This is a genomic window from Streptomyces sp. G45 (genome assembly GCF_049542095.1).
Taxonomy (GTDB): Bacteria; Actinomycetota; Actinomycetes; order Streptomycetales; family Streptomycetaceae; genus Streptomyces.
Genome location: NZ_JBMUZU010000001.1, coordinates 3,070,015 through 3,093,043 on the forward strand (window position 1 = coordinate 3,070,015; position 23,029 = coordinate 3,093,043).

22 protein-coding genes are annotated in these 23,029 nt (G+C 73.1%); 12 read left to right on the forward strand and 10 right to left on the reverse strand.

What is annotated here, in order from left to right; genetic code table 11:
- Nucleotides 1-623: 623 nt before the first annotated feature.
- From ACOBQU_RS12200 to ACOBQU_RS12220, 5 genes are all read right to left on the reverse strand, one after another.
- Complete coding sequence (locus ACOBQU_RS12200) at nt 624-1,265, reverse strand: TetR/AcrR family transcriptional regulator (RefSeq protein ID WP_423626552.1); 642 nt, start codon at nt 1,263-1,265, stop codon at nt 624-626.
- A complete protein-coding gene (locus tag ACOBQU_RS12205; protein ID WP_423626553.1) occupies nt 1,262-1,942 on the reverse strand; it encodes a DUF4166 domain-containing protein in 681 nt (226 codons plus the stop codon). Before ACOBQU_RS12205 ends, ACOBQU_RS12200 begins: the two co-directional genes overlap by 4 nt.
- Nucleotides 1,939-2,649 carry a hypothetical protein gene (locus ACOBQU_RS12210; RefSeq protein WP_423626555.1) on the reverse strand — a complete coding sequence of 237 codons (711 nt, stop codon included), beginning with the start codon at nt 2,647-2,649 and terminating at the stop codon, nt 1,939-1,941. Before ACOBQU_RS12210 ends, ACOBQU_RS12205 begins: the two co-directional genes overlap by 4 nt.
- A gap of 224 nt (nt 2,650-2,873) precedes the next feature.
- The gene (locus ACOBQU_RS12215) at nt 2,874-3,170 is read right to left on the reverse strand and encodes an MTH1187 family thiamine-binding protein (RefSeq protein WP_423626556.1); all 297 of its coding nucleotides are present in this window, start codon (nt 3,168-3,170) and stop codon (nt 2,874-2,876) included.
- On the reverse strand, nt 3,167-3,511 hold the full coding sequence (locus ACOBQU_RS12220; protein ID WP_423626557.1) for a DUF3817 domain-containing protein: 345 nt from the start codon (nt 3,509-3,511) through the stop codon (nt 3,167-3,169). Before ACOBQU_RS12220 ends, ACOBQU_RS12215 begins: the two co-directional genes overlap by 4 nt.
- A 177-nt stretch (nt 3,512-3,688) precedes the next feature.
- Here ACOBQU_RS12220 and ACOBQU_RS12225 point away from each other — a divergent pair, with 177 nt between their 5' ends.
- The 4 genes from ACOBQU_RS12225 to ACOBQU_RS12240 all read left to right on the forward strand — a co-directional run bounded on the left by ACOBQU_RS12225 (nt 3,689) and on the right by ACOBQU_RS12240 (nt 6,385).
- On the forward strand, nt 3,689-4,327 hold the full coding sequence (locus ACOBQU_RS12225; RefSeq protein ID WP_423626559.1) for an AIM24 family protein: 639 nt from the start codon (nt 3,689-3,691) through the stop codon (nt 4,325-4,327).
- A gap of 1 nt (nt 4,328) precedes the next feature.
- Nucleotides 4,329-4,979: an AIM24 family protein gene (locus ACOBQU_RS12230; RefSeq protein WP_423626561.1), complete on the forward strand. Its 651-nt coding sequence runs from the start codon at nt 4,329-4,331 to the stop codon at nt 4,977-4,979.
- Nucleotides 4,976-5,791: an AIM24 family protein gene (locus ACOBQU_RS12235; protein WP_423626563.1), complete on the forward strand. Its 816-nt coding sequence runs from the start codon at nt 4,976-4,978 to the stop codon at nt 5,789-5,791. Before ACOBQU_RS12230 ends, ACOBQU_RS12235 begins: the two co-directional genes overlap by 4 nt.
- A gap of 117 nt (nt 5,792-5,908) precedes the next feature.
- On the forward strand, nt 5,909-6,385 hold the full coding sequence (locus ACOBQU_RS12240; protein WP_423626565.1) for a MarR family winged helix-turn-helix transcriptional regulator: 477 nt from the start codon (nt 5,909-5,911) through the stop codon (nt 6,383-6,385).
- Nucleotides 6,386-6,575: 190 nt separating this feature from the next.
- Here ACOBQU_RS12240 and ACOBQU_RS12245 read toward each other — a convergent pair whose 3' ends face one another.
- Both ACOBQU_RS12245 and ACOBQU_RS12250 read right to left on the reverse strand, forming a co-directional pair.
- Nucleotides 6,576-8,066, reverse strand: coding sequence for an ATP-binding protein (locus ACOBQU_RS12245; RefSeq protein ID WP_423626568.1), 1,491 nt, complete (start codon nt 8,064-8,066; stop codon nt 6,576-6,578).
- Nucleotides 8,063-8,779, reverse strand: a complete 717-nt coding sequence (locus ACOBQU_RS12250) for a response regulator transcription factor (RefSeq protein ID WP_423626570.1) — start codon at nt 8,777-8,779, stop codon at nt 8,063-8,065. Before ACOBQU_RS12250 ends, ACOBQU_RS12245 begins: the two co-directional genes overlap by 4 nt.
- A 144-nt stretch (nt 8,780-8,923) precedes the next feature.
- On the opposite strand from ACOBQU_RS12250, the gene ACOBQU_RS12255 reads away from it, so the two are divergent.
- Nucleotides 8,924-9,625 carry a PepSY domain-containing protein gene (locus ACOBQU_RS12255; protein WP_423626571.1) on the forward strand — a complete coding sequence of 234 codons (702 nt, stop codon included), beginning with the start codon at nt 8,924-8,926 and terminating at the stop codon, nt 9,623-9,625.
- Between the two features lie 240 nt (nt 9,626-9,865).
- On the opposite strand, the gene meaB is transcribed toward ACOBQU_RS12255, so the two are convergent.
- Nucleotides 9,866-10,828: a methylmalonyl Co-A mutase-associated GTPase MeaB gene (meaB, locus tag ACOBQU_RS12260; protein ID WP_423626573.1), complete on the reverse strand. Its 963-nt coding sequence runs from the start codon at nt 10,826-10,828 to the stop codon at nt 9,866-9,868.
- A gap of 53 nt (nt 10,829-10,881) precedes the next feature.
- Entirely contained in the window at nt 10,882-12,084 is a 1,203-nt protein-coding gene (locus ACOBQU_RS12265; protein WP_423626574.1) for an acetyl-CoA C-acetyltransferase, read from the reverse strand.
- Between the two features lie 172 nt (nt 12,085-12,256).
- On the opposite strand from ACOBQU_RS12265, the gene mce reads away from it, so the two are divergent.
- The 7 genes from mce (at nt 12,257) to ACOBQU_RS12300 (ending at nt 22,479) form a co-directional block, all read left to right on the forward strand.
- A complete protein-coding gene (gene mce / locus ACOBQU_RS12270) occupies nt 12,257-12,697 on the forward strand; it encodes a methylmalonyl-CoA epimerase (protein WP_423626576.1) in 441 nt (146 codons plus the stop codon).
- Nucleotides 12,698-12,907: 210 nt separating this feature from the next.
- The gene (gene scy, locus ACOBQU_RS12275; protein ID WP_423626578.1) at nt 12,908-16,891 is read left to right on the forward strand and encodes a polarized growth protein Scy; all 3,984 of its coding nucleotides are present in this window, start codon (nt 12,908-12,910) and stop codon (nt 16,889-16,891) included.
- A 183-nt stretch (nt 16,892-17,074) separates the two neighbouring features.
- Nucleotides 17,075-18,010 carry a cellulose-binding protein gene (locus tag ACOBQU_RS12280; protein WP_384890798.1) on the forward strand — a complete coding sequence of 312 codons (936 nt, stop codon included), beginning with the start codon at nt 17,075-17,077 and terminating at the stop codon, nt 18,008-18,010.
- A 108-nt stretch (nt 18,011-18,118) separates the two neighbouring features.
- Nucleotides 18,119-19,120 (forward strand): ABC transporter ATP-binding protein, encoded by a 1,002-nt coding sequence (locus ACOBQU_RS12285; RefSeq protein WP_423626579.1) that lies wholly within the window; start codon nt 18,119-18,121, stop codon nt 19,118-19,120.
- Between the two features lie 6 nt (nt 19,121-19,126).
- Nucleotides 19,127-19,897, forward strand: coding sequence for an ABC transporter permease (locus ACOBQU_RS12290; RefSeq protein WP_423626580.1), 771 nt, complete (start codon nt 19,127-19,129; stop codon nt 19,895-19,897).
- A 267-nt stretch (nt 19,898-20,164) separates the two neighbouring features.
- Complete coding sequence (locus ACOBQU_RS12295) at nt 20,165-21,340, forward strand: ABC transporter ATP-binding protein (protein WP_423626581.1); 1,176 nt, start codon at nt 20,165-20,167, stop codon at nt 21,338-21,340.
- Between the two features lie 296 nt (nt 21,341-21,636).
- Complete coding sequence (locus ACOBQU_RS12300) at nt 21,637-22,479, forward strand: ABC transporter permease (RefSeq protein ID WP_423634429.1); 843 nt, start codon at nt 21,637-21,639, stop codon at nt 22,477-22,479.
- Between the two features lie 106 nt (nt 22,480-22,585).
- Here ACOBQU_RS12300 and ACOBQU_RS12305 read toward each other — a convergent pair whose 3' ends face one another.
- Nucleotides 22,586-22,930 carry an ATP/GTP-binding protein gene (locus ACOBQU_RS12305; protein WP_423626583.1) on the reverse strand — a complete coding sequence of 115 codons (345 nt, stop codon included), beginning with the start codon at nt 22,928-22,930 and terminating at the stop codon, nt 22,586-22,588.
- Between the last annotated feature and the right edge of the window lie 99 nt (nt 22,931-23,029).

Genomic DNA, 23,029 nt, shown 5'->3' on the forward strand with positions numbered 1-23,029 from the left:
GGTCTCCTCGCCGTCGGCGTCTGCAGCGCGTCCTCTTCCCCACCCGCCCGCCCGTGCGGGGCAGGGGGCGGGGCCGCTCCCCGCGGGTCTCCTCGCCGTCGGCGTCTGCGGCGCGTTCCCTCCCCCACCCGCCCGCCCATGCGGGGCACCTCAGAGGCGGACGCTCCTCGCGGGGGTGCCTCGCCATCGGCGTCTGCAGCGCGTTCTCTTGCCCACCCGCCCGCCCATGCGGGGCGCCTCAGAGGCGGACGCCCCTCGCGGGGGTGCCTCGCCGTCGGCGGCTGCAGCGCGTTCTCTTTCCCACCCGCCCACCCGTGCGGGGCAGCGGGGGTGGGGCCGCTCCCCGCGGGTCCCCTCGCCGTCGGCGTCTGCGGCTAGATCCCCTGCCCATCCGCCTGCCCGTGCGAGGTGCCTGAGAGGCGGACGCTCCTCGCGGGGGGTCCCGCCGTCGCGTGGGAGGCGGCGGGGGGTTTCAGCCCGTCCGGCGTTTGAGGACGAGGCGCGGAGCGCCGATTTCGGGGGAAAGGGGCGGAGCCCCAGGCGAGTGCGGGGGCCGGGGCCGCAGGCCACGGGGAAGGGCGGGTGGGTGGGGGAACACCCCGCGCCCGAGGACCCGGCAGGGGCTAACGCCGCGGAGGCCGCGCCACATGGCGCAACCGGTGGCGGACCGCCCGCTGAGCCACCGGCCCCAGGTCGTCCAGCGCGGCGACAAGCCCCCCAAGCCCCTCCAGGGCATCGAGCGCCCGCTCCGCACCGTCCGCGTCGACCCCCTCGTACAGTTCGAGCCCCACGAAGGACGCCGCCACGGCCCGCGCGAGCCCCACGGTGTCGACGAACTCCCCGAGCGGCGACGCCCCCAGCACCCGTACGAGGACCTTCTCGACCTCCTCGATCCACAGGGAGAGCCCGGCGGCGGTGGCCGCCGCGAGCCGCGGCTGCGTCTGGGCCCCGGCGAGCAGCTGCCCGAGCACGGCCACGTGCCCGGCGTCCCGCTCCTCCTGGTGCATCTCCCGCCCGAAGGCGAGGAGTTCGCCGAGGGAGGTGATCGTGGCGAGCCGCCCGCGGTAGCGGGCCACGCGCTGCTCGGTGGCGTACCGGCAGGCCTCGGCGAGCAGGTCGTCGACGGAGCCGAAGTGGTAGAAGACGAGGGCCTGGTTGACCCCGGCCGCCGCCGCGACGGACCGCGCGGACGTCTTGGCGATGCCCTGCTCGACGAGGGTGCGCAGCGCGCCGTCGAGGAGCTTCACGCGGGTGTCGGTGCTCACGCGCGGGCCTCCTCGCGCACGGGCCTGAGCCCCGGCCGCACCCCGCACTCCCGCACGTCCCGGTAGTCGGCCCGGAAGGACCCCTCGTACCCGAAGAGCGGCCCGACGTACCGGTTGGTGACGCGGACGCTGATGCGGAAGCGTCCGGCCGCGTCGTCGTACGACTCACGGACCACGGCGTCGCCGCCGATGAGGTCCGGCACCCGCACGTCCACGGGCCCCTCGCGGAACCGGTGCTCGCCGGAGCGGATGACGAGGGAGCCGTCGGGCCGCGCCTCGAAGTGCAGGTCGCTGGCGAGGTGTTGGTGCGTGCCGAGGTAGTCGAGGACGCGGTCGCCCTGGGGGGCGAGGATCATCTGGGCGTCGAAGCGCCGGGGACGCCCCGGGAAGTGGAAGGTGCGCACGAACGTCACCGTCTCACGGCCGAAGGTGTCGGCGTACGGCACGTTCTCGATGGTGAACGGAATGTTCCGGCCGGTGCGCGGGACGAGGATGTGCCGGGTGGCGCCGAGCGCCAGGAACGGCTTGACGAAGCCGCGGCCGTGCCAGATCCGGTCCATGACGCCGCGCCCGACGCAGGCCTCGCCGCTGGCGAGCCCGACGGAGAAGCGCCGCTGGAGCCGCGGGTGCAGCCGGTCGAAGTCGGCGCCGAGGACGGTACGGAAGATCGAGGTCACGCGGGCTGCTCCTGAGCGGGGGCGGCGGGCAGGGTGTCGAGGAGGCGCGGCGCCCGCACCCGCTCCGGGGGCGTGCGCAGGCAGCGGCGCGCCGCGGGCGTCACCGGGAGTGGCGGCACGAGCAGCGCGACGGCCGCCGCGGCGAGCGCGGGCAGCGGTCCGGCGAGCGCCGCGGCGGCGACGCACAGGGCGCGGACGGCGACCTCGGCGGCCGCGTGGGCGCGGGCCCGCTCGGGGGTGATACCGCGCTCCAGCCACAGGCGCAGCCGGTCGAAGGACCAGGCGGTGGCCCAGCCCATGAGCGGCCGCAGGGCGAGCCGGTCGAGGAGGGCGCCGCAGCGGCCCCAGCGCGGCCGGTAGTCGTACCCGGTCAGGAAGCGGACGCCGTCGCCGGTCGGTACGTACCGCCAGTAGCCGCTGCCCTCGGCGAGCAGGGACAGCGGGTGCGGCGAGGCGAAGCGGAGGGCGGAGGTGCGGGTGCCGTCGGGGCGGCGCTTCTCGCCCGCGCTGACGCCGGTCCCGGCGATGGCGAGGAACGGCAGGACGCGCGTGGCGTACCGGAACCGCTGGGGCTCCCCGTCCACCTTGGGCAGGTAGTCGATCTCCGTGAAGCGCAGGTCCCAGCGCTGGTGTTCGGCGGGCTCCTGGGTGCGCGTCCAGATGAGGTCGAGATCGGCGCGGATCACGGCCTCGATGTACAGACTCATCAACGAACCCCCATGTCAGCACGGCAGGGCAACTGCCCGAGCACGCACTTGAACAACTGCTTTGAGCGACTGCTTTGAGCGACTACTTTGAGCGACTGCTCAACCGCTGCGAGGGAAACATAGCAGGGTCTTGAGCGATCGCTCAACCACCCCAGGAGCACGGCCCGGACAGCGAAAGGCCCCCGCCGAGGACTCGGCGGGGGCCCGCGCGGCGAGCGGCGGCGTCAGCCGTCGGCCAGGTGCCGCTCCACGGTCTCGACCTTGGAGGTCAGGCCGTCCGTCACGCCGGGGCGCACGTCGGCCTTGAGGACGAGGGAGACCCGGGGCGCCCGGGCCTCCACGGCGGCGACGGCGCGCTTGACCACGTCCATCACCTCGTCCCACTCGCCCTCGACGGAGGTGAACATCGCGTCGGTGCGGTTCGGCAGGCCGGACTCGCGGACCACGCGGACGGCGTCGGCGACGTACTCCCCCACGTCCTCGCCGACGCCGAGCGGCGTCACGGAGAAGGCGACGATCATGCGTTCACGACCCCCTCGCGGCGGGCGCGCGAGGCGATGACCGCGGCCTCGGCCTCGCGCTTCAGCTTGCGGTCGGCGAAGAAGCCGCCGGTGGGCAGCACCGAGAGGACGAAGTAGAGCAGGCCCGTCTTGGCGTCCCACTTGGTGCGGTTCCAGGCGTCGAGCCAGAAGAGCACGTACAGCACGAAGAGCAGACCGTGGATCATGCCCATCACCGGCACGGCGTTGAAGTCCGTGGTCCGCTTCAGCACCGAGCAGACGATCAGCAGCAGGAAGGACACGGCCTCGGGAACCGAGACCAGGCGGAGGCGGCGGAGTGCGGAGGCGGTCTTGATGTCCACGGGTCACCTTCGGAGCGGGATCGAGGTCGATCTTGTGAACGGATGCACAAGCGTCCCCCATTGTGGCATCAGGGTCTCGGCGGGCGGTTTTCGGGGGTGGGCTCGGGGTTGATCCCGGGTGCGTTCAGGGTCGGCGGCCCTGTCGCCCGGGGCAGCGCTGCCGATACCTTCGCTGTCGTGGCTACGTTCCGATTGCAAGGCAGCAGAGTGCTCGCGGTCGACATGACCGGCGACGCGGTCAAGGCGAAGAACGGGTCGATGGTCGCCTACGACGGCACCATGATCTTCAAGAAGCTCACGGGGGGCGGCGAGGGCATCCGCGGCATGGTCACGCGGCGGCTGACGAACGAGCAGATGACGGTGATGGAGGTGAAGGGCCACGGCACCTGCTGGTTCGCCGACCGCGCCACGGAGATCAGCCTGGTCCACCTCCAGGGCGAGAAGCTGTACGTGGAGTCGAGCAACCTCCTGTGCACGGAGGCCGGACTGCGCACCGGCACCACCTTCACGGGCCTGCGCGGCGCCTCCCAGGGCAACGGCGTGTTCACGACGACGGTGGAGGGCATGGGCCAGGCGGCCATCATGTCGGACGGCCCGGCGGTCGTCCTGCGGGTCACCAAGCAGTATCCCCTGACCGTCGACCCCGGGGCGTATGTGGCGCACCAGGGAAACCTCAAGCAGAGCTTCCAGTCCGGGGTGACCTTCCGCCATCTGTTCGGCGAGGGCGGCGGCGAGGCCTTCCAGATCCGCTTCGAGGGCGAGGGCCTGGTCTATGTCCAGCCCAGTGAGCGCAACACGATCGCGGGAGACGTCTGACATGCCATTCCGTGAGGTCAACGCGAAGATGGTCGAGGCGACCCTCCAGCCCGGCGTGAAGCTGTACAGCCAGCGCGGCGCGATGCTCGCCTACAAGGGGGACGTCTCCTTCACCCCGAACGTGACGGGCGGCCAGGGCGGCCTGATGTCCATGATCGGCCGCCGCGTGGCGAACGAGTCCGTACCGCTGATGACCGTCGAGGGCTCCGGCACGGTCATGTTCGGGCACGGCGGGCACCACGTCCACGTGATCACCCTCACCGGGGACACGATGTACGTGGAGGCGGACCGCCTGCTCGCCTTCGACGGCACGCTCCAGCAGGGCACGATGTTCCTCGGCTCGCAGGGCGGCGTGATGGGCATGGTGCGCGGCCAGGTGTCGGGCCAGGGCCTGTTCACCACGACCCTCAAGGGCCACGGCGCGGTCGCCGTGATGGCGCACGGCGGCGTGATCGAGCTGCCCATCACCCCCCAGCGCCCGGTCCACGTCGACCCCCAGTCGTATGTGGCGCACCACGGCGACGTGCGCAACAAGCTGTCCACCGCGCTCAGTTGGCGCGACATGGTGGGCCGCGGCTCCGGTGAGGCCTTCCAGCTGGAGCTCAGCGGCAACGGCGTGGTGTACGTCCAGGCATCGGAGGAGAAGCTGTGAGCACGCCCGCGATCTTCGACCCGTCGACGCTGCCGAGCGACGACAACGTCAACGCGTTCACCTTCTGCGTGGAGCTGCGCGGCAGCCAGTGGTTCCTCCAGAAGGGCAAGATGATCGCCTACTACGGGCGCATCGACTTCAACGGCATCGGGCACGGCCGCCTGGACCGCCTCGTGCGGACGTCGTTCCACTCCCCGCTGCACGCGAGCGATTGGGTGGTGGCCGAGGGCGAGGGCAAGATGCTCCTCGCCGACCGCGCCTTCGACGTCAACTCCTACGACCTGGACGACGGCAACCTGACGATCCGCGCGGGCAACCTGCTTGCTTTTCAGCCAAGTCTCGCGCTGAAGCAGTCCATCGTCCCCGGCTTCCTCACGCTGATCGGCACCGGCAAGTTCGTCGCGGTCTCCAGCGGTCCCGTGGTGTTCATGGAGCCGCCGATCCGGGTGGACCCGCAGGCGCTCGTCGGCTGGGCGGACTGCCCCTCGCCCTGCCACCACTACGACCACCAGTACATGACGGGCGTGATCGGCGGCCTGCGCGCGCTCACGGGAATCGGCGGCACGTCCGGGGAGGAGCACCAGTTCGAGTTCGTGGGCGCGGGCACGGTGCTGCTCCAGTCCTCGGAGGCGCTGATGGCGGACGTCGACACGGGTGCGCTGCCGCAGCAGGCCGGAGTACCGGGCGCCCAGGGCTCCGGCGGCGCCGCCGCGTCCGGTCAGCGCGGCCAACATGGCCAACGTGGACAGCAGCCGGGGACACCGCGCCTTCCCGGACAACTAGGAGACCTCCAGCGTCGCTTCGGCCTGTGAGCGGTAGTCTGCGGAGTGTGACGGCGAACGCCTGTGCCCCTCGGTCACTCGGGGGTGCGAGCCGTGTCACACCCCAACACTCGTTCACCATTCAACTTCTTAGGTAGAATCGATTCCATGGAGACCGAGACGGCCCCGCAGTGGCTGACCGACGAGGAACAGTGCGCCTGGCGCACCCACGTGGAGGTCAACAGGATGCTGACGTACCAGTTGGAGAAGGATCTCCAACCGTTCAACCTGACCATGAACGACTACGACATCCTCGTACATCTCTCCGAGTCCGAAGACCTGCGCATGCGCATGAGCGACCTCGCGGCCGCCACGCTCCAGTCCAAGAGCCGCCTCTCCCACCAGATCACGCGCATGGAGAACGCGGGTCTGGTCCGCCGGGAGAACTGCGAGTCCGACCGGCGCGGGCTCTTCACCGTCCTCACCGACGAGGGCATGGAGACCATGAAGCGCGTCGCCCCCCACCACGTGGCCTCGGTGCGGCAGCACTTCGTCGACCTCATCTCGCCGGAGGCGCTCAGCGACCTCCACAAGGCGCTCACGCCCATCGCGGAGCACCTCCGCGACCTGCGCGGCAAGCCGTGACGCTGGGCGCTGTGCCGTAGCGGGGTTCGGTGCGGGGCTCTTTCGGGGTTGCCTGGAGCCTTGGGGGCGCTTCGGGGGCCTTGAGGGTTCTCTGGGGGTCTCTGGGGGTTCCTTGCGGGTCCTTGCGGGTCCTTGCGGATTCTCACGGGTCCTCACGGATCCTCGCGGGCTCTTGGGGCTCTTGGGGGTCCTAGTCCGCCGCTCCGTTGTGGCTGGTCGCGCGGTCTCCCGCTCCCCTGTGGGGCGCTTGCGCATCGGACGGCAGGCGCAAGGTGAACAGGGCGCCGCCGTCAGGGGACTCGGTGACCGTCAAGGTGCCGCCGTGGCGGGTGGCCACGTCCCGGGCGATGGCCAGGCCCAGGCCCGCTCCGCCCTCGTCCCTGCTGCGGGCGTCGTCGAGCCGTACGAAACGTTCGAAGATCCGCTCACGCTCCGCGGGCGGCACGCCGTCCCCGTCGTCCGCCACCTCCAGCAGTGCCCACGCCCCATCGCGGCGGGTGGTGACCGCCACCCGGGAGCGCGCGTGCCGCTGCGCGTTCGCCACGAGGTTGCCGAGCACCCGCGCCAACTGGCCGCGAGATCCGGCCACTTCGACGCTCTCCAGCTTCGCCGTCACCGCGATCCGGTCGGCCGGACGCTGCGAGAGCTCCTCCTGGGCCAGGGCCGCGAGATCCACCCGGCTCCGGCCCGGCTTCTCCCCTGCGTCGAGACGGGCCAGCAGCAGCAGGTCCGCGGCCAGCTCCTGAAGCCGCACGGTGTCCTCCACGGCGCCCGGCACGTCCAGCAACTCCGGGTGGGCGGCGCCCACTTCGAGCTGGGTGCGGAGCGACGCGATGGGGCTGCGCAGCTCGTGGGAGGCGTCGGCGACGAACCGGCGCTGCCGCTCCACGGACGCCTGCAGCGCGGCCAGGGTCTCATTGGTGGTCCGGGCCAGGCGCGCGATCTCGTCACGCGTGTCCGGCTCGGGCACCCGGCGGGCCAGGTCCTCCGACGCCGTGATCGCCGCCATCTCGGCGCGGATGGCGTCCACCGGGCGCAGCGCGCGGCGCGTGACCAGCCAGGTCACCGCCGCGATCACGGCGAGCAGCAGCGGAAGGCCGATCAGCATCGCGGTCAGCGCGGTGGTGACCGCGCTCTCCTCGGCGGTCAGCGGCGCGCCCGCGTGGACGGTCAGCTCGCCCTTGCCCTCGGTGTTCACGGTCACCCGGGCGAAGCGGTAGTCCTCGGTGTCGCCGTCGACCGTCGCCGAGCCCCCGCTGAGGCGGACGTCGTCATCGATGTCGCCGGGTTCAAGCCCCTCGGAGTCGGCGTCGCCTTCCTCGTCCTCGTCGTTCTTGTCATTGTCCTCGTCGTTCTTGCCGCTGCCCCGGTCAGGGCGTACGCCGTCGACCCCCGTGCCGCTGATCCGCTCCAGGTCGTCGCTGACCGCGACGAGGCGGCCGTCGTCGTCCACGACCTGGACGGGGTTGTCCTCGTCCAGGTCCAGATCGCCGTACGGGACGTTGGCGGCGAGCTGCGCGGCGACCCTGCGGGCGGCCGACTCCGCCTGGCCGTCGGCCTGGTCGACGAGGCTCGCCCGCAGCGTGAGCAGCAGCGCGACGCCCGCCGCGGCCAGGGCGAGCGCCACGACGGCGGTCGCCGCGAGGGTGGCGCGGGCGCGGACGGAGGCGAAGGGCCTCATCGCGGATCCTCCAGACGGTAGCCCGCGCCGCGGACCGTCCTGATCAGCGGGGCGCCCAGCTTGCGGCGCAGCGTGCTCACGTACACCTCGACGATGTTGGGGTCGCCCTCGTACGCGAAGTCCCAGACGTGCTCCAGGATCTCCGCCTTGGACACCACCTGCCCCACGCGCAGCACGAGCTGCTCCAGGACGGCGAACTCCTTCGCGGTCAGGGGGATCTCGTCCTCCTCGCGGAAGACGCGGCGGGCGGCGGTGTCGACCTTCAGGTCGCCGACCCGGTGCACCGGCGAGGGGGCCGTGGCGCGGCGGCGCAGCAGGGCCTTCACGCGGGCGACCAGGACGACGTAGCTGAAGGGCTTGGTCAGGTAGTCGTCCGCCCCCGTGTCCAGGCCCTCGGCCTCGTCGTACTCGCCGTCCTTCGCGGTGAGCATCAGGATCGGTACGTCGTTGCCCGCGGCGCGCAGGGTCGAGCAGACCCGGTAGCCGTTCATGCCGGGGAGCATGATGTCCAGGACGAGCAGGTCGTACGCGCCTTCGGTGGCCCGGCGCAGGCCGTCCAGGCCGTCGTGGACGACGTCGACGGCGTAGCCCTCGGCGGTCAGGCCCCTGGCCAGGGACAGGGCCAGGCGCTTCTCGTCTTCCACGATCAGGAGGCGAAAGGGGCGACGCGAAGCGTCTCGCTCGGGGTGGTGGTGGGAGACGGGAGGGCGCATGGCTTCAGGATGCCGGACCGAACCTGAAACGTTCTTCAGGGTCCTTCAGGGTGGCTTCAGGGTCGCTCAGGCAGCGTGGTTGTCGTCGGAACGGACGGCCCCGCCTCACCGGGGCCCAGCCACTCGCCTCTCGGGAGGAACCTCATGAAGCGCAACATCGCCATCGCGAGCATCGCGGCCCTGGCCCTCGCGGCGGGCGGTACGACGGCGGCCCTCGCGGTCGGCGGCGGCGACGACGGGTCGTCGACGGCGGGCGCCAAGTCGAGCGTGCGGGTGCAGGACGACGACCGCCGTGGCGCCGCGCCGCGGGACGACGACGCGGATGACCGGTACGAGGACCGGCACGACGACGGGCAGGACGACCGGTACGACGACGGGGAGGACGCCCGGGAGGACGCCCGCGACGCGAAGGCCGCCAAGGTCAGTGCCGCCGAGGCGATCGCCGCCGCGCTGAAGTCCACGTCCGGGACCGCGGTCTCCGCCGACCTGGACGACGAGGACGGCGGGCTCGTCTGGGACGTCGACGTCCTCGGCGAGGACGGCCGCACCTGGTACAGCGTGGAGATCGACCCCGGCACCGGGAAGGTGCTCGGCTCCCACACCGAGCGGGACGACGAGGACGCGGCGGAGGCGCGGGGCGCGCTGAAGGGTGCCTCGGTGTCCGCCTCCGAGGCGGCGCGGGCCGCCGCCGACAAGGGCAGCGTGACGTCCGTCGAACTCGACGACGACTCCCACCGTGCCGGTGGGGGCGCCTGGGACGTGGAGACCGTTTCCCGGGACGGTGCCGAGGGGCACTGGAGCGTGGACCCGCGGTCGGGCAAGGTGACCGTCTCGCTGGACGACTGACGCTCGCCCACCCGCCTGCCCGCCCGCCCGGCACCGGTGCCTCACGAGGGGAACGCCCCTCGTGGGGCTCCTCGCCGTCGGCGACCGCGGTCCTCGCCGTCGGCGACCGCGGCGCCGTCGCGGGATTCCGCTCCCGCCGCCTGCCCGCCCGTTACCCCCTTCGCAAGGGTGAACGCTCCTCGTGGGGGCCCGCCCGTCGGCGACCGCGGGCCCCGGGGGCCCGCCAAGGTCGGCGCGGCGTCACGGCTGCTGGGACGTCAGGCCCGCCACCAGTGAGTCGGCCGCCGCGTACGGGTCCAGCTCCCCCGCCACGATCCGCTCCGCCAGCGCGCCGAGGCGCACGTCCCCGTGCAGGTCGGCGATCCGCTCCCGCAGCGCGGTCACCGCGATGGTCTCCACCTCCCGCGCCGCGCGCGTCACCCGGCGCGAGGCGAGCACGCCCCGCTCCTCCATCCACGCCCGGTGCTTCTCCAGGGCCTCGACCAGCTCGTCCGTGCCCTCGCCCCGCGCGGCCACCGTCTTCACGATGGGCGGCCGCCAGTCCCCGGGGGCGCGGGCCTCGCCCAGGCCGAGCATGTGGTTCAGCTCGCGCGCCGTCGCGTCCGCGCCGTCGCGGTCCGCCTTGTTGACGACGTACACGTCGCCGATCTCCAGGATGCCCGCCTTCGCGGCCTGGATGCCGTCGCCCATGCCCGGCGCGAGCAGCACCACCGACGTGTCCGCCTGCGAGGCGATCTCGACCTCGGACTGGCCCACGCCGACGGTCTCCACGAGGATCACGTCGCAGCCCGCCGCGTCCAGGACCCGGATGGCCTGCGGCGCCGCCCAGGCGAGGCCGCCCAGGTGGCCGCGGGTCGCCATGGAGCGGATGTAGACACCGGGGTCGGACGCGTGCTCCGACATCCGCACCCGGTCACCGAGGAGCGCGCCCCCGGAGAACGGCGACGACGGGTCCACGGCCAGCACCCCCACCCGCTTCCCGGCCCGCCGGTACGCGCTGACCAGCGCGGACGTCGACGTGGACTTGCCGACGCCGGGCGAGCCGGTGAGCCCGACCACGTACGCGTTCCCGGCGAGCGGGGCGAGCGCGGCCATCACCTCGCGCAACTGCGGCGCCGCCCCCTCGACCAGCGAGATCAGCCGGGCCACGGCCCGGGGCCTGCCCTCACGGGCCTGGGCCACCAGGGAGGGGACGTCTTGCATTGCGGCTCCGTTCCGTGCGTACGTGAACTTCGGGTGCTGCGGGAGGCGGCCGGTCAGCCCTTGGCCACCCGCACGATGAGCGCGTCGCCCTGGCCGCCGCCGCCGCACAGGGCCGCCGCGCCCACGCCGCCGCCGCGGCGCTTCAGCTCCAGGGCCAGGTGCAGGACGAGGCGCGCGCCGGACATCCCGATCGGGTGACCGAGGGCGATGGCTCCGCCGTTGACGTTCACCTTTTCCGTGGACACCCCGAGGTCCTTCATTGACTGGACCGCGACGGCCGCGAAGGCCTCGTTGATCTCGATGAGGTCGAGGTCCTCGACGCCGAGGCCCTCCTTCTTCAGGGCGTGCAGGATCGCGTTGGAGGGCTGGGACTGCAGGGAGTTGTCCGGGCCCGCCACGTTGCCGTGGGCCCCGATCTCCGCGATCCAGTCGAGGCCCAGCTCCTGGGCCTTCGCCTTGCTCATCACGACCACGGCCGCGGCGCCGTCGGAGATCTGCGAGGCCGTGCCCGCCGTGATCGTGCCGTCCTTGCCGAAGGCCGGGCGCAGCTTGGCCAGGCCCTCGACCGTCGTGTCGCCGCGGATGCCCTCGTCCTGGGAGACGAGCACCGGGTCGCCCTTGCGCTGCGGGACCTCGACGGGGGTGATCTCGGCGGCGAACACGCCGTTCTTCTGGGCGGCGGCCGCGCGCTGGTGGGAGAGGGCACCGATCTCGTCCTGCTCGGGGCGCTTGATGCCCAGGCGGACGTTGTGCTTCTCCGTGGACTCGCCCATGGCGATGGACTCGAAGGGGTCGGTGAGGCCGTCGTGCGCCATGGCGTCGAGCATCTCGATCGCGCCGTACTTGTGGCCCTCGCGGGACTTGGGCAGCACGTGCGGGGCGTTGGTCATGGACTCCTGGCCGCCCGCGACGACGATGTCGAACTCGCCCGCGCGGATCAGCTGGTCGGCGAGGGCGATGGCGTCGAGGCCGGACAGGCAGACCTTGTTGACCGTGAGCGCGGGCACGTTCATCGGGATGCCCGCCTTGACGGCGGCCTGGCGGGCCGGGATCTGCCCCGCACCGGCCGTCAGGACCTGGCCCATGATCACGTACTGCACCTGGTCGGGGCCGATGCCCGCCCGGTCCAGCGCCGCCTTGATCGCGAAGCCGCCCAGGTCCGCGCCGGAGAAGGACTTGAGCGAGCCGAGCAGGCGCCCCATGGGCGTGCGCGCCCCTGCGACGATCACCGAAGTGGTTCCGGTCGTTCCAGACATGTGGCGGGCCCCTTCCAGCCGGAGGCTGAGGAGTGAACGAGTTGGGGGTCTGGGGGTTCCCCCAGAGGGAGGTGCACTCGAATGTACTGAGCGGTACGGCGTGCGTCATCGGGCGACGAGTGTGATCGCGCGCACGTTGCGTAATCACGGCCGAAGGCGCTGCACTTGAGACATGCTGACGCGAATCGATCACATCGGGATCGCCTGTCGTGACCTCGACGCCACCGTCGAGTTCTATCGCGCGACGTACGGGTTCGAGGTGTTCCACACCGAGGTCAACGAGGAGCAGGGCGTGCGCGAGGCCATGCTGAAGATCAACGAGACCTCCGACGGCGGCGCCTCCTACCTCCAGCTCCTGGAGCCGACCAGGGAGGACTCCACCGTCGCCAAGTGGCTCGCCAAGAACGGCGAGGGCGTGCACCACATCGCCTTCGGCACGGCCGACGTGGACGGCGACGCCGCCGCGATCCGCGACAAGGGCGTGCGCGTGCTGTACGACGAGCCGCGCATCGGCTCCATGGGATCGCGCATCACCTTCCTGCACCCCAAGGACTGCCACGGAGTCCTCACGGAACTCGTCACTTCCGCCCCCGCCGAACACCCGGAGCACTGACCGCCCCCAATCGGGCCCGGTAGGGTTGGTGGCGGCCGTCCGGACCTCGGGCGGTCGCTTGCCGGGGTCCGGGTTTCGGGGGACGAGCGTCGGGGCAGCAGCCCAAGCTCCGCTGTTGATCTGACACCATTCCCCGGGGGCCCCGTGCGGTGAGGACGGACGGGGTTCGCACGAAGAGACTTGCGACCAGGGGACGGATGGGACCGCGCAGTGCGGGGCTACGAGAGCCAGGACAGCCGGCGACCGGCTGAGGCCGACCATCTCTCGCGGTTCGAGGCCGAGATGGACCGGCTGAAGACCGAGCGGGAGAAGGCCGTCCAGCACGCCGAGGACCTCGGCTACCAGGTCGAGGTGTTGCGCGCCAAGCTGCACGAGGCGCGCCGCAACCTCGCGGCCCGCCCTGCCTACGACAGCGCGGACCTCGGCTACCAGGCCGAGCAGCTGCTGCGCAACGCCCAGATCCAGGCCGAGCAGCTGCGCGCCGACGCCGAGCGCGAGCTGCGCGAGGCCCGCGCCCAGACCCAGCGCATCCTCCAGGAGCACGCCGAGCAGCAGGCCCGCCTCCAGGCCGAGCTGCACGCGGAGGCCGTATCGCGGCGCCAGCAGCTCGACCAGGAGCTGAACGAGCGCCGCCAGACCGTCGAGTCCCACGTCAACGAGAACGTGGCCTGGGCCGAGCAGCTCAGGGCCCGCACGGAGGCGCAGGCCCGGCGGCTGCTCGACGAGTCCCGCGCCGAGGCCGACCAGGCCCTCGCCGCCGCCCGCGCCGAGGCCGAGCGGCTCGCGGAGACGGCCCGGCAGCGGCTCGCGTCCGACGCCGAGAGCGCCCGCGCGGAGGCCGAGGCGATCCTGCGCCGGGCGCGCGCCGACGCCGAACGCCTGTTGAACGCGGCGTCGACGCAGGCCCAGGAGGCCGCCGACCACGCGGAGGCGCTGCGCTCGTCCACGGCGACCGAGTCGGAGCAGGCCCGCCGCCAGTCCGCCGAGCTGAGCCGGGCCGCCGAGCAGCGCATGAGCGAGGCCGAGGCGGCGCTGCGCGAGGCGCGCACGGAGGCCGACAAGCTCGTCGCCGAGGCGAAGGACGCGGCGGCCAAGCAGCTCGCCGCCGCGGAGGCCGCGGGCGAGCAGCGCACGCGTACGGCGAAGGAGCAGGTCGCCCGCCTGGTCAGCGAGGCCACCAAGGAGGCCGAGGCCGCGAAGGCGGAGGCCGAGCAGCAGGTCCAGGACGCCCGCGCCGAGGCCGAGAAGCTGATCGCCCAGGCCGCCGAGAAGGCCCGCTCGATCACCGCCGAGGAGACGGCGTCGGAGATCGCGAAGGCCGCGAGGACCGCCGAGGAGGTCCTGACCAAGGCGTCCGAGGAGGCGAAGGCGACCACGCGCGCCGCCACCGAGGAGGCCGAGCGGGTCCGCGCCGAGGCGGAGGCCGAGGCCGACCGGCTGCGCAGCGAGGCGCACGACATCGCCGAGCAGCTCAAGGGCGCCGCGAAGGACGACACCAAGGAGTACCGCGCCAAGACGGTCGAGCTCCAGGAGGAGGCGCGCCGCCTGCGCGGCGAGGCCGAGCAGCTGCGGGCCGACGCGGTCGCCGAGGGCGAGCGGATCCGCGACGAGGCGCGGCGCGAGTCGGTCCAGCAGATCGAGGAGGCGGCCCGGTCCGCCGAGGAGCTGATCACCAAGGCCAAGACCGACGCCGACGAGGCCCGCCAGGCCGCGGCGGCCGAGGCCGAGCGGGTCCGCGCGGAGGCCGTGGAGCGCGCCACGAGCCTGCGCAAGCAGGCCGAGGAGACCCTGGAGCGCACCCGCGAGGAGGCCGACCGGCATCGCACGGAGGTCGCCGAGCAGGCCGAGGCCGTCAAGGCGGAGGCGGAGGCCGCCGCCCGCGCGCTGCGCGAGGAGACCGACCGGCTGGTCGCGGCCCGCAAGGCGGAGGCGGACGCGGAGTTCGCCCGGCTCCAGGGCGAGGCCGAGGAGCGGCTCGCCGCCGCCGAGACGACGCTGGCCGACGCGCGCGCCGAGGCCGAGCGCATGCGCCGCGAGGCCGCCGAGGAGACGGAGCGGCTGCGCACGGAGACCGCCGAGCGGGTGCGCGCCCTCCAGGCGCAGGCCGACGCCGAGGCCGAGCGGGTGCGCACCGAGGCCGCAGCGGACGCCTCGCAGGCCCGCGCCGAGGGCGAGTCCGTCGCGGTGCGGCTGCGCTCGGAGGCCGCCGCCGAGGCGGAGCGCCTGAAGACGGAGGCGCAGGACACCGCCGACCGGGTGCGCGCGGAGGCCGCGGCCGCCGCGGAGCGCGTCGCCGCCGAGGCCGCCGAGGCCCTGTCGGCCGCGCAGGAGGAGGCCGCCCGGCGCCGCCGCGAGGCCGAGGAGACGCTGGGCGCCGCGCGCACGGAGGCCGACCAGGAGCGCGAGCGGGCCCGCGAGCAGAGCGAGGAGCTGCTCGCGTCGGCGCGCAAGCGCGTGGAGGACGCCGAGGCCGAGGCGCGCCGCCTGGTCGAGGAGGCCGAGGCGCGGGCCACGGAGCTGGTGTCGGCCGCCGAGGCGCAGGCGCAGTCGGTACGGGACTCCGTCGCCGGGATGCACGAGCAGGCCCAGGAGGAGATCACGGGCCTGCGCTCGGCCGCGGAGCACGCGGCGGAGCGTACGCGGCAGGAGGCGCAGGAGGAGGCGGACCGGGTCCGCGCCGACGCCTACGCCGAGCGGGAGCGCGCGGGCGAGGACGCGAGCCGCACCCGCCGTGAGGCCGCGGAGGCGGCGGAGGCCGCCAAGGCGCTGGCGGAGCGCACGGTCGCGGACGCCCTGGCGGAGGCCGAGCGGGTGCGCTCGGACGCCGCGGAGCACGCCCAGCGGGCGCGCACGGAGGCCTCGGACACCATCGCGCAGGCCGACCAGGACGCCGCCCGCACCCGCGCCGACGCCCGCGAGGACGCCAACCGCATCCGCGGCGACGCCGCGAGCCAGGCGGACACGCTGATCGGCGAGGCCCGCAGCGAGGCGGAGCGGCTCACCGTGGAGACCGCGGCCGAGGTCGAGCGGATCCGCACCCAGACCGCGACGGAGGCCGAGCGGGTCCGCGCGGAGTCCGTCGCCGAGGCCGAGCGGGTGCGTACCGAGGCGGTCACGGAGGCCGAGCGGCTCACCGCGGAGACGGCCGCGGAGGCCGAGCGGGTGCGGGCCGAGTCGGTCGCCAAGGCCGAGAAGCTGATCTCGGACGCCACGGGCGACGCGGAGCGGCTGCGCGCCGAGGCCGCGGAGAACGTCAACGCGGCGCAGCAGCACGCCGAGCGCATCCGCACGGAGGCCGAGCGCGTCAAGCGGGAGGCCGCGGCGGAGGCCGAGCGGCTGCGCTCCGAGGCGCGCGAGGAGGCCGAGCGCACCCTGGACGAGGCCCGCCAGGCCGCCAACAAGCGGCGCACGGAGGCCGCGGAGCAGGTCGACACGCTCATCACGGAGGCGACGGCCGAGGCCGAGAAGCTGACCGCCGACGCCCAGGAGAAGGCGCTGAAGGCGACCACGGACGCCGAGGCGCAGGCCGACACGATGGTCGGCGCGGCCCGCAAGGAGGCCGAGCGGATCGTCGCCGAGGCCACGGTCGAGGGCAACACGCTGGTGGAGAAGGCGCGTACGGACGCGGACGAGCTGCTGGTCGGCGCGCGCCGGGACGCCACCGCGATAAGGGAGCGGTCCGAGGAGCACCGCGACCGGGTCACGACGGAGATAGAGGAGCTGCACGAGCGGGCCCGGCGGGAGTCCGCGGAGGCGATGAAGTCCGCGGGCGAGCGCTGCGACGCGCTGGTGAAGGCGGCCGAGGAGCAGCTCGCGGAGGCCAAGGCGAAGGCCGAGGAGCTGCTGTCGGACGCCAACTCGGAGGCCAGCAAGGTCCGCATCGCGGCCGTGAAGAAGGCCGAGGGGCTGCTCAAGGAGGCCGAGCAGAAGAAGGCCGAGCTGACCCGCGAGGCCGAGCGGGTGCGGGCCGAGGCGCAGGCGGAGGCCGACCGCATCGTGTCCGAGGGCAAGCGCGAGCTGGAGGTCCTCGTCCGCCGCCGGGAGGACATCAATGCGGAGATCTCCCGTGTCCAGGACGTGCTGGAGGCGTTGGAATCGTTTGAAGCCCCGCAGAGCGGCGGCAAGGACGCGGGCGTCAAGGCCGGGGCCGCGGCGGGGGCAACACGTTCGGGTGGCAAGCCGTCAGAAGGCTAGCCACGGAGCCCATTCCGTGCTCACGCGGGACCTTCGGCCCTGTCGCTGGCAAGCGGTCTGCCGGTTAGCCACTCAAAAGGGGTGTCATTCTCCAGATCAAACGGGCATACGCTCGATGACACGCCGCAACGCCCCCTAGGATTCCCTCTATCACCTCACCCGGTCTCATTCGACAGGAACCCCATGAGCGACACTTCCCCCTACGGCTTCGAGCTTGTGCGGCGTGGGTACGACCGCGCTCAGGTGGACGAACGTATCTCCAAGCTCGTCTCCGACCGAGACTCCGCTCTCACCCGAATCACTGCTCTGGAAAAGCGCATCGAGGAGCTCCACCTCGAAACGCAGAACGCCCAGGCCCAGGTCGCCGACGCCGAGCCGTCGTACGCCGGGCTCGGCGCCCGCGTCGAGAAGATCCTCCGCCTCGCCGAGGAGGAGGCGAAGGACCTGCGCGAGGAGGCCCGGCGCGCCGCGGAGCAGCACCGCGAGCTGGCCGAGTCGGCGGCCCAGCAGGTGCGCAACGACGCCGAGTCGTTCGCGGCCGAGCGCAAGGCGAAGGCCGAGGACGAGGGCGTCCGCATCGTCGAGAAGGCCAAGGGCGAGGCCAACGCGCTGCGTGCCGAGGCCCAGAAGGACGCGCAGTCCAAGCGCGAGGAGGCCGACGCCCTCTTCGAGGAGACCCGCGCCAAGGCCGCGCAGGCCGCCGCGGACTTCGAGACGAACCTCGCCAAGCGGCGTGAGCAGTCCGAGCGGGACCTGGCCTCGCGTCAGGCCAAGGCGGAGAAGCGCCTCGCGGAGATCGAGCACCGCGCGGAGCAGCTGCGCCTGGAGGCGGAGAAGCTGCGCACGGACGCGGAGCGCCGCGCCCGCCAGACCGTGGAGACGGCGCAGCGCCAGGCCGAGGACATCGTGGCGGACGCCAACGCCAAGGCGGACCGCATCCGCAGCGAGTCCGAGCGCGAGCTGGCGGCCCTCACCAACCGCCGCGACTCGATCAACGCCCAGCTCACCAACGTCCGCGAGATGCTGGCGACGCTCACCGGTGCCGCCGTGGCCGCCGCGGGCACGCCCACCGAGGACGAGCCGATCTCTCGGGGGGTCCCGGCGCAGCAGAGCCGTTAAGCGCTCCGCGCGGGATTCTCGGGGGTGAACGAGACGGAGCCCCCTGTCACGCCAAGTGGCAGGGGGCTTTGTCCCGTTTTAGCGTGTCGGCATGATCGAGGTGCCGACATGATCGAGCTCACCGGGCTGACCAAGCGGTACGGCGAGAAGCTGGCCGTCAACAACCTCTCCTTCACCGTGCGGCCCGGCATGGTCACGGGCTTCCTCGGCCCGAACGGCGCGGGCAAGTCCACGACGATGCGGATGATGCTGGGGCTCGACAACCCCACCGCGGGCGACGTGCGCATCGACGGCAAGCACTACGCGCAGCTCAAGGACCCGCTGACGTACATCGGGGCGCTCCTGGACGCCAAGGCCGTGCACGGCGGGCGCAGCGCCTTCAACCACCTGCTGTGCCTCGCGCAGTCCAACGGCATCCCGCGCGCCCGCGTCCACGAGGTCCTCGACACCGTGGGCCTGACGGCCGTGGCGCGGAAGAAGGCCAAGGGCTTCTCCCTCGGCATGGGGCAGCGGCTCGGCATCGCGGGCGCGCTCCTCGGCGACCCCGAGATCCTGATGTTCGACGAGCCGGTCAACGGGCTCGACCCCGAGGGCATCCACTGGATCCGGAACCTGATGAAATCCCTCGCCGCCCAGGGCCGTACGGTCTTCGTCTCCTCGCACCTGATGAGCGAGATGGCACTGACGGCCGACCACCTGGTGGTCATCGGCCAGGGCCGCCTCCTCGCCGACACCTCCATGTCGGAGTTCATCCGCCAGAACTCGCGGTCGTACGTGCGGCTGCGCTCCCCGCAGCGCGAACGGCTCCTGGACGTGCTGCACGCGGCCGGGGTCACCGCCGTGGAGGCGGGCGGCGGCACCCTCGAAGTCGACGGCGCCAGCTCCGAGCAGCTCGGTGAGCTGGCCGCCCAGCACCAGCTGACCCTGCATGAACTCAGCCCCCAGCAGGCGTCGTTGGAGGAGGCGTTCATGCGGCTCACCGCCGAGTCGGTGGAGTACCACGCGCACGCGGACCACCAGGGGGCGCCCGCGGCCGGTGCGGCGCCGCCCGCCGGGCCCGGTGGCCCGGGCTGGGGCGAGGGCTGGCAGCCGCGCCGGAAGGGAGACTGACGCCCCATGGCCGCGACGCACGTTCTGAAGTCCGAGTGGACCAAGATCCGCTCGGTCGCCTCCACGGTCTGGACCCTCGGCCTGGCGGCCGTCGTCACCATCGCCCTCGGCATGCTCATCAGCGCCCTGTCGAAGAACGACTTCGACAACCTCGACCGCGAGGACCAGCTCACCTTCGACCCCACGTTCATCAGCTTCGCGGGGATGTCCCTCGGCCAGCTCGCGATGATCGTCTTCGGTGTCCTGGTCGTCTCCAACGAGTACGGCACCGGCATGATCCGCACCTCCCTCGCGGCGGTGCCGCAGCGCGGGACGTTCCTGTTCAGCAAGGTCGCGGTGGCCGCGCTGCTCGCGTTCGCGGTGTCCATCGCCACCAGCTTCGCCGCCTTCTTCGCCGGTCAGGCGATGCTCGGCGAGCACCGGGCGCAGCTGGGCGACCCCGGGGTGCTGCGCGCCGTCATCGGCGGCGGGCTCTATATGACCCTGATCGCCGTGTTCTCCATGGGCGTCGCGGCGATGCTGCGCGGCCCGATGCTGTCCCTCGGCATCCTGATGCCGTTCTTCTTCCTGATCTCCAACATCCTGGGCAACGTCTCCGCCACCAAGAAGGTCGGCCGCTTCCTGCCCGACCAGGCGGGCAGCAAGATCATGCAGGTGAAGTCCCCCTTCGACGACGACACTCCGTACGGGCCCTGGGGCGGGCTCGGCATCATGGTGGCCTGGACGGCGGCGGTCCTGGTGGGGGGATACGTGCTCCTGCGCGAACGCGACGCGTGATCTGGCGGGGGCGCCCTGAGCAGCCCCTCCCGCGCCGCCGGGTGGTGCGGTGCTGGCCTGGCCCACCGTCCGCCATCGCCGCTCCGCGGCTCGCCCTCAAGCGCCGGGCGGGCTGGGACCCGGTGACGGCCGTCGGCCCTCCGCGCCACCGCGCTCGCTCGGGGACTTTGCTCAGGCTTGGTCGGAACCGTCAGCGCCTGGATATCCTCCTAACCCTTACGGGGGCGTCTGCCCCGACGTCCTGAACGGTTTCGATGGGTGCGGAGAATGATCGAGGCAGTCGGCCTGACGAAGCGCTACGGCGCCAAGACAGCCGTATACAACCTTTCCTTCCAGGTGCGGCCCGGCACCGTGACCGGCTTCCTCGGCCCCAACGGGTCGGGCAAGTCGACGACGATGCGCATGATCCTCGGGCTGGACGCTCCCACCGCCGGGCAGGTGACGATCGGCGGCTACCCCTACCGCAACCTGCCGAACGCGCCCCGCCAGGTGGGCGCCCTGCTCGACGCGAAGGCGGTGCACGGCGGCCGCCACGCCCGCAACCACCTGCTGTGCCTCGCGCAGCTCTCCGGCATCCCGGCCCGCCGCGTGGACGAGGTCCTCGGCGTCGTCGGCCTCCAGGAGGTGGCGAAGAAGCGCTCCAAGGGCTTCTCGCTCGGCATGGGCCAGCGCCTCGGCATCGCCGCCGCGCTGCTCGGCGACCCGCAGGTGCTGCTCTTCGACGAGCCGGTCAACGGCCTCGACCCCGAGGGCATCCTCTGGGTGCGGAACCTGATGAAGTCCCTCGCGGCCGAGGGCCGTACGGTCTTCGTCTCCTCGCACCTGATGAGCGAGATGGCGCTGACCGCCGAGCACCTCATCGTCATCGGCCGCGGCCAGCTGCTCGCCGACATGAGCGTCAAGGACTTCATCTCCGCCAACTCCGCCGACTTCGCACGGGTGCGCACCCCGGACACCGAGCCGCAGCAGCGCGAGAAGCTGACCGCCGCCCTCACCGAGGCGGGCGGCCAAGTGCTGCCCGAGCCGGACGGCGCGCTGCGCGTCACCGGCCTGCCGCTCCCCCGCATCAGCGACCTCGCGCACGGCGCGGACGTACGCCTGTGGGAGCTGTCCCCGCACCAGGCCTCGCTCGAAGAGGCGTACATGCGCATGACGCAGGGCGCCGTCGACTACCGCTCGACGATCGACCAGCGCGCGGGCCTCCAGGAGCCGCTGCCGCCCGGCGCGCAGCCGCAACCGCAGCCCCCGATGCCGATGCCCGGGCAGGGCCAGCCGGGCTGGTACGCCCCGCCGCCGCCCCAGCAGGGCGGCCAGCCGTTCGCGCCGCCGCAGGGCGCGCCCGGCGTCCCGCCCGCGGGCGCGCAGCCGAACCCGTACGCCGCGGCCCCGCAGGCCCCGGCCGCCCCCGAGATGACCCAGCGCGACAGCGAGGAATCCCGATGACCACGCCTCCGACTCCGCAGCAGCCGCAGGCACCCGAGCAGGCCCCGACGCAGGCCCCCGCGCAGCCCGCCCCGGCGGCACCGGCCACGGCCCCGGCAGCCCCCGAGGCCCCGCAGGCGCAGGCCCCGCAGGCGCAGCCCCCCGCGGCCCCGGCGCTCACCAAGCCCGCGGCCGCCCCGCAGGCACCGGCCCCCCAGGCGGCCCCCGCCCCGGCGGCCGCCGCGCCCGCCCCGGTCGCTCCCGGCGCCCCGCACGGCGCGCCCCTGCCCGGCGCCGCCCCCGTGGCCGCCGCCCCCATGGCTCCGCCGCCCGCCGCCCCCGCCCCGCCCTCCGCGTGGGAGCAGGCGATGCACGCCGCGTACACGTCCCCGATCCCGATCAAGAAGACCCACCTCGGGCACGCCCTGGCCTCGGAGTGGACGAAGATCAAGTCGGTCCGCTCCACGATGTGGACGATCGGCATCTTCCTGATCCTGGTCGTCGGCGTCGGCCTGCTCATCGCCGCCAAGACGGAGGACCGCGACTTCGTCGACGTGCCGTTCACGGTGCCCGCGTTCATCGGCCTCGTCCTCGGCCAGATCTGCCTGATCACCCTCGGCGTCCTGGTCACGTCGTCGGAGTACGGCACGGGCATGATCCGTACGACCTTCACGGCGTCCCCGCAGCGCCACCGCGTGCTCACGGCGAAGATCCTGATCTTCTTCGTGCTCGCGTTCGTCGTCTCGGCCGTCTCGATCCTGTTCGTGGGCGCGGTCACCGAGAGCATGCACAGCGGCCCGGAGGCGGCCGACATCGCCTGGGGCGGCACGGTCGTCAAGGGCGCCCTGTACGTCTCGCTGCTCGGCGTGCTCGCGCTGTGCGTCGGCTCGATGCTGCGCCACTCGGCGGGCGCCATCACCACGATGCTCGGCGTCGTCCTGCTCCCGGCGATCCTGCCCGCGTTCCTGCTCATCTCGGACGCCACCCGCAAGGTGGGCGAGAAGATGATGGACTACAACGCCCCGACGTCCCTCGCCAAGATCTTCATGGCGGACGGCGAGGACGGCGGCTCGGGCAACGCCCAGCTGGTGCTGCTCGTCGTGATCACGGCCGCCGCCGTCGCGGGCGCCTACGCGCTCCTGGAGCGCCGCGACGTCTGACGCCCCGCCCCGCACGCACGGTACGTACCGTACGCACCCACCGCGGCGCCCCGGCCTCTCCCGGCCGGGGCGCCGCCGCACGTCCGTACGGAGGACGCCTCGAACCTCAGTACCGGGGCGCGTTCCGGGACCGCTGCGTGCGGGTGCCGCGGCGGTCCTTGGCCTTCCAGCAGCCCGCGTGCCAGTGCCGCCGCTCGTCCACGCCCGCGTACTCGGACCAGGCGACGACGTGGGCGAGCCCGGAGGGGATCTCCTGGTCACAGCCGGGGCACCGGTAGGTCTTCCCGGCCGCGCTCGCGCCCGCGACGTGGCGCACGCTCCACTCCTCGCCCTGCCAGCGCTCGGTGCGCTGGAAGCCCCCGTAGCGGCCGGACGCCTCCGCGCCCGACGAGTCAGGACCGTCCGGCCGGGATCCTCCGGCGCCCTTGGGGCGGTTACGACGCGGCGACACAGAACACCTCTCGGGGAGCAGCGCGGTGAACGCGGGACGGGGGAACCTCCAGCCTACGCACCGTACAGAGGGGTAGGCGTCCGCCACCAACCCCCCGCC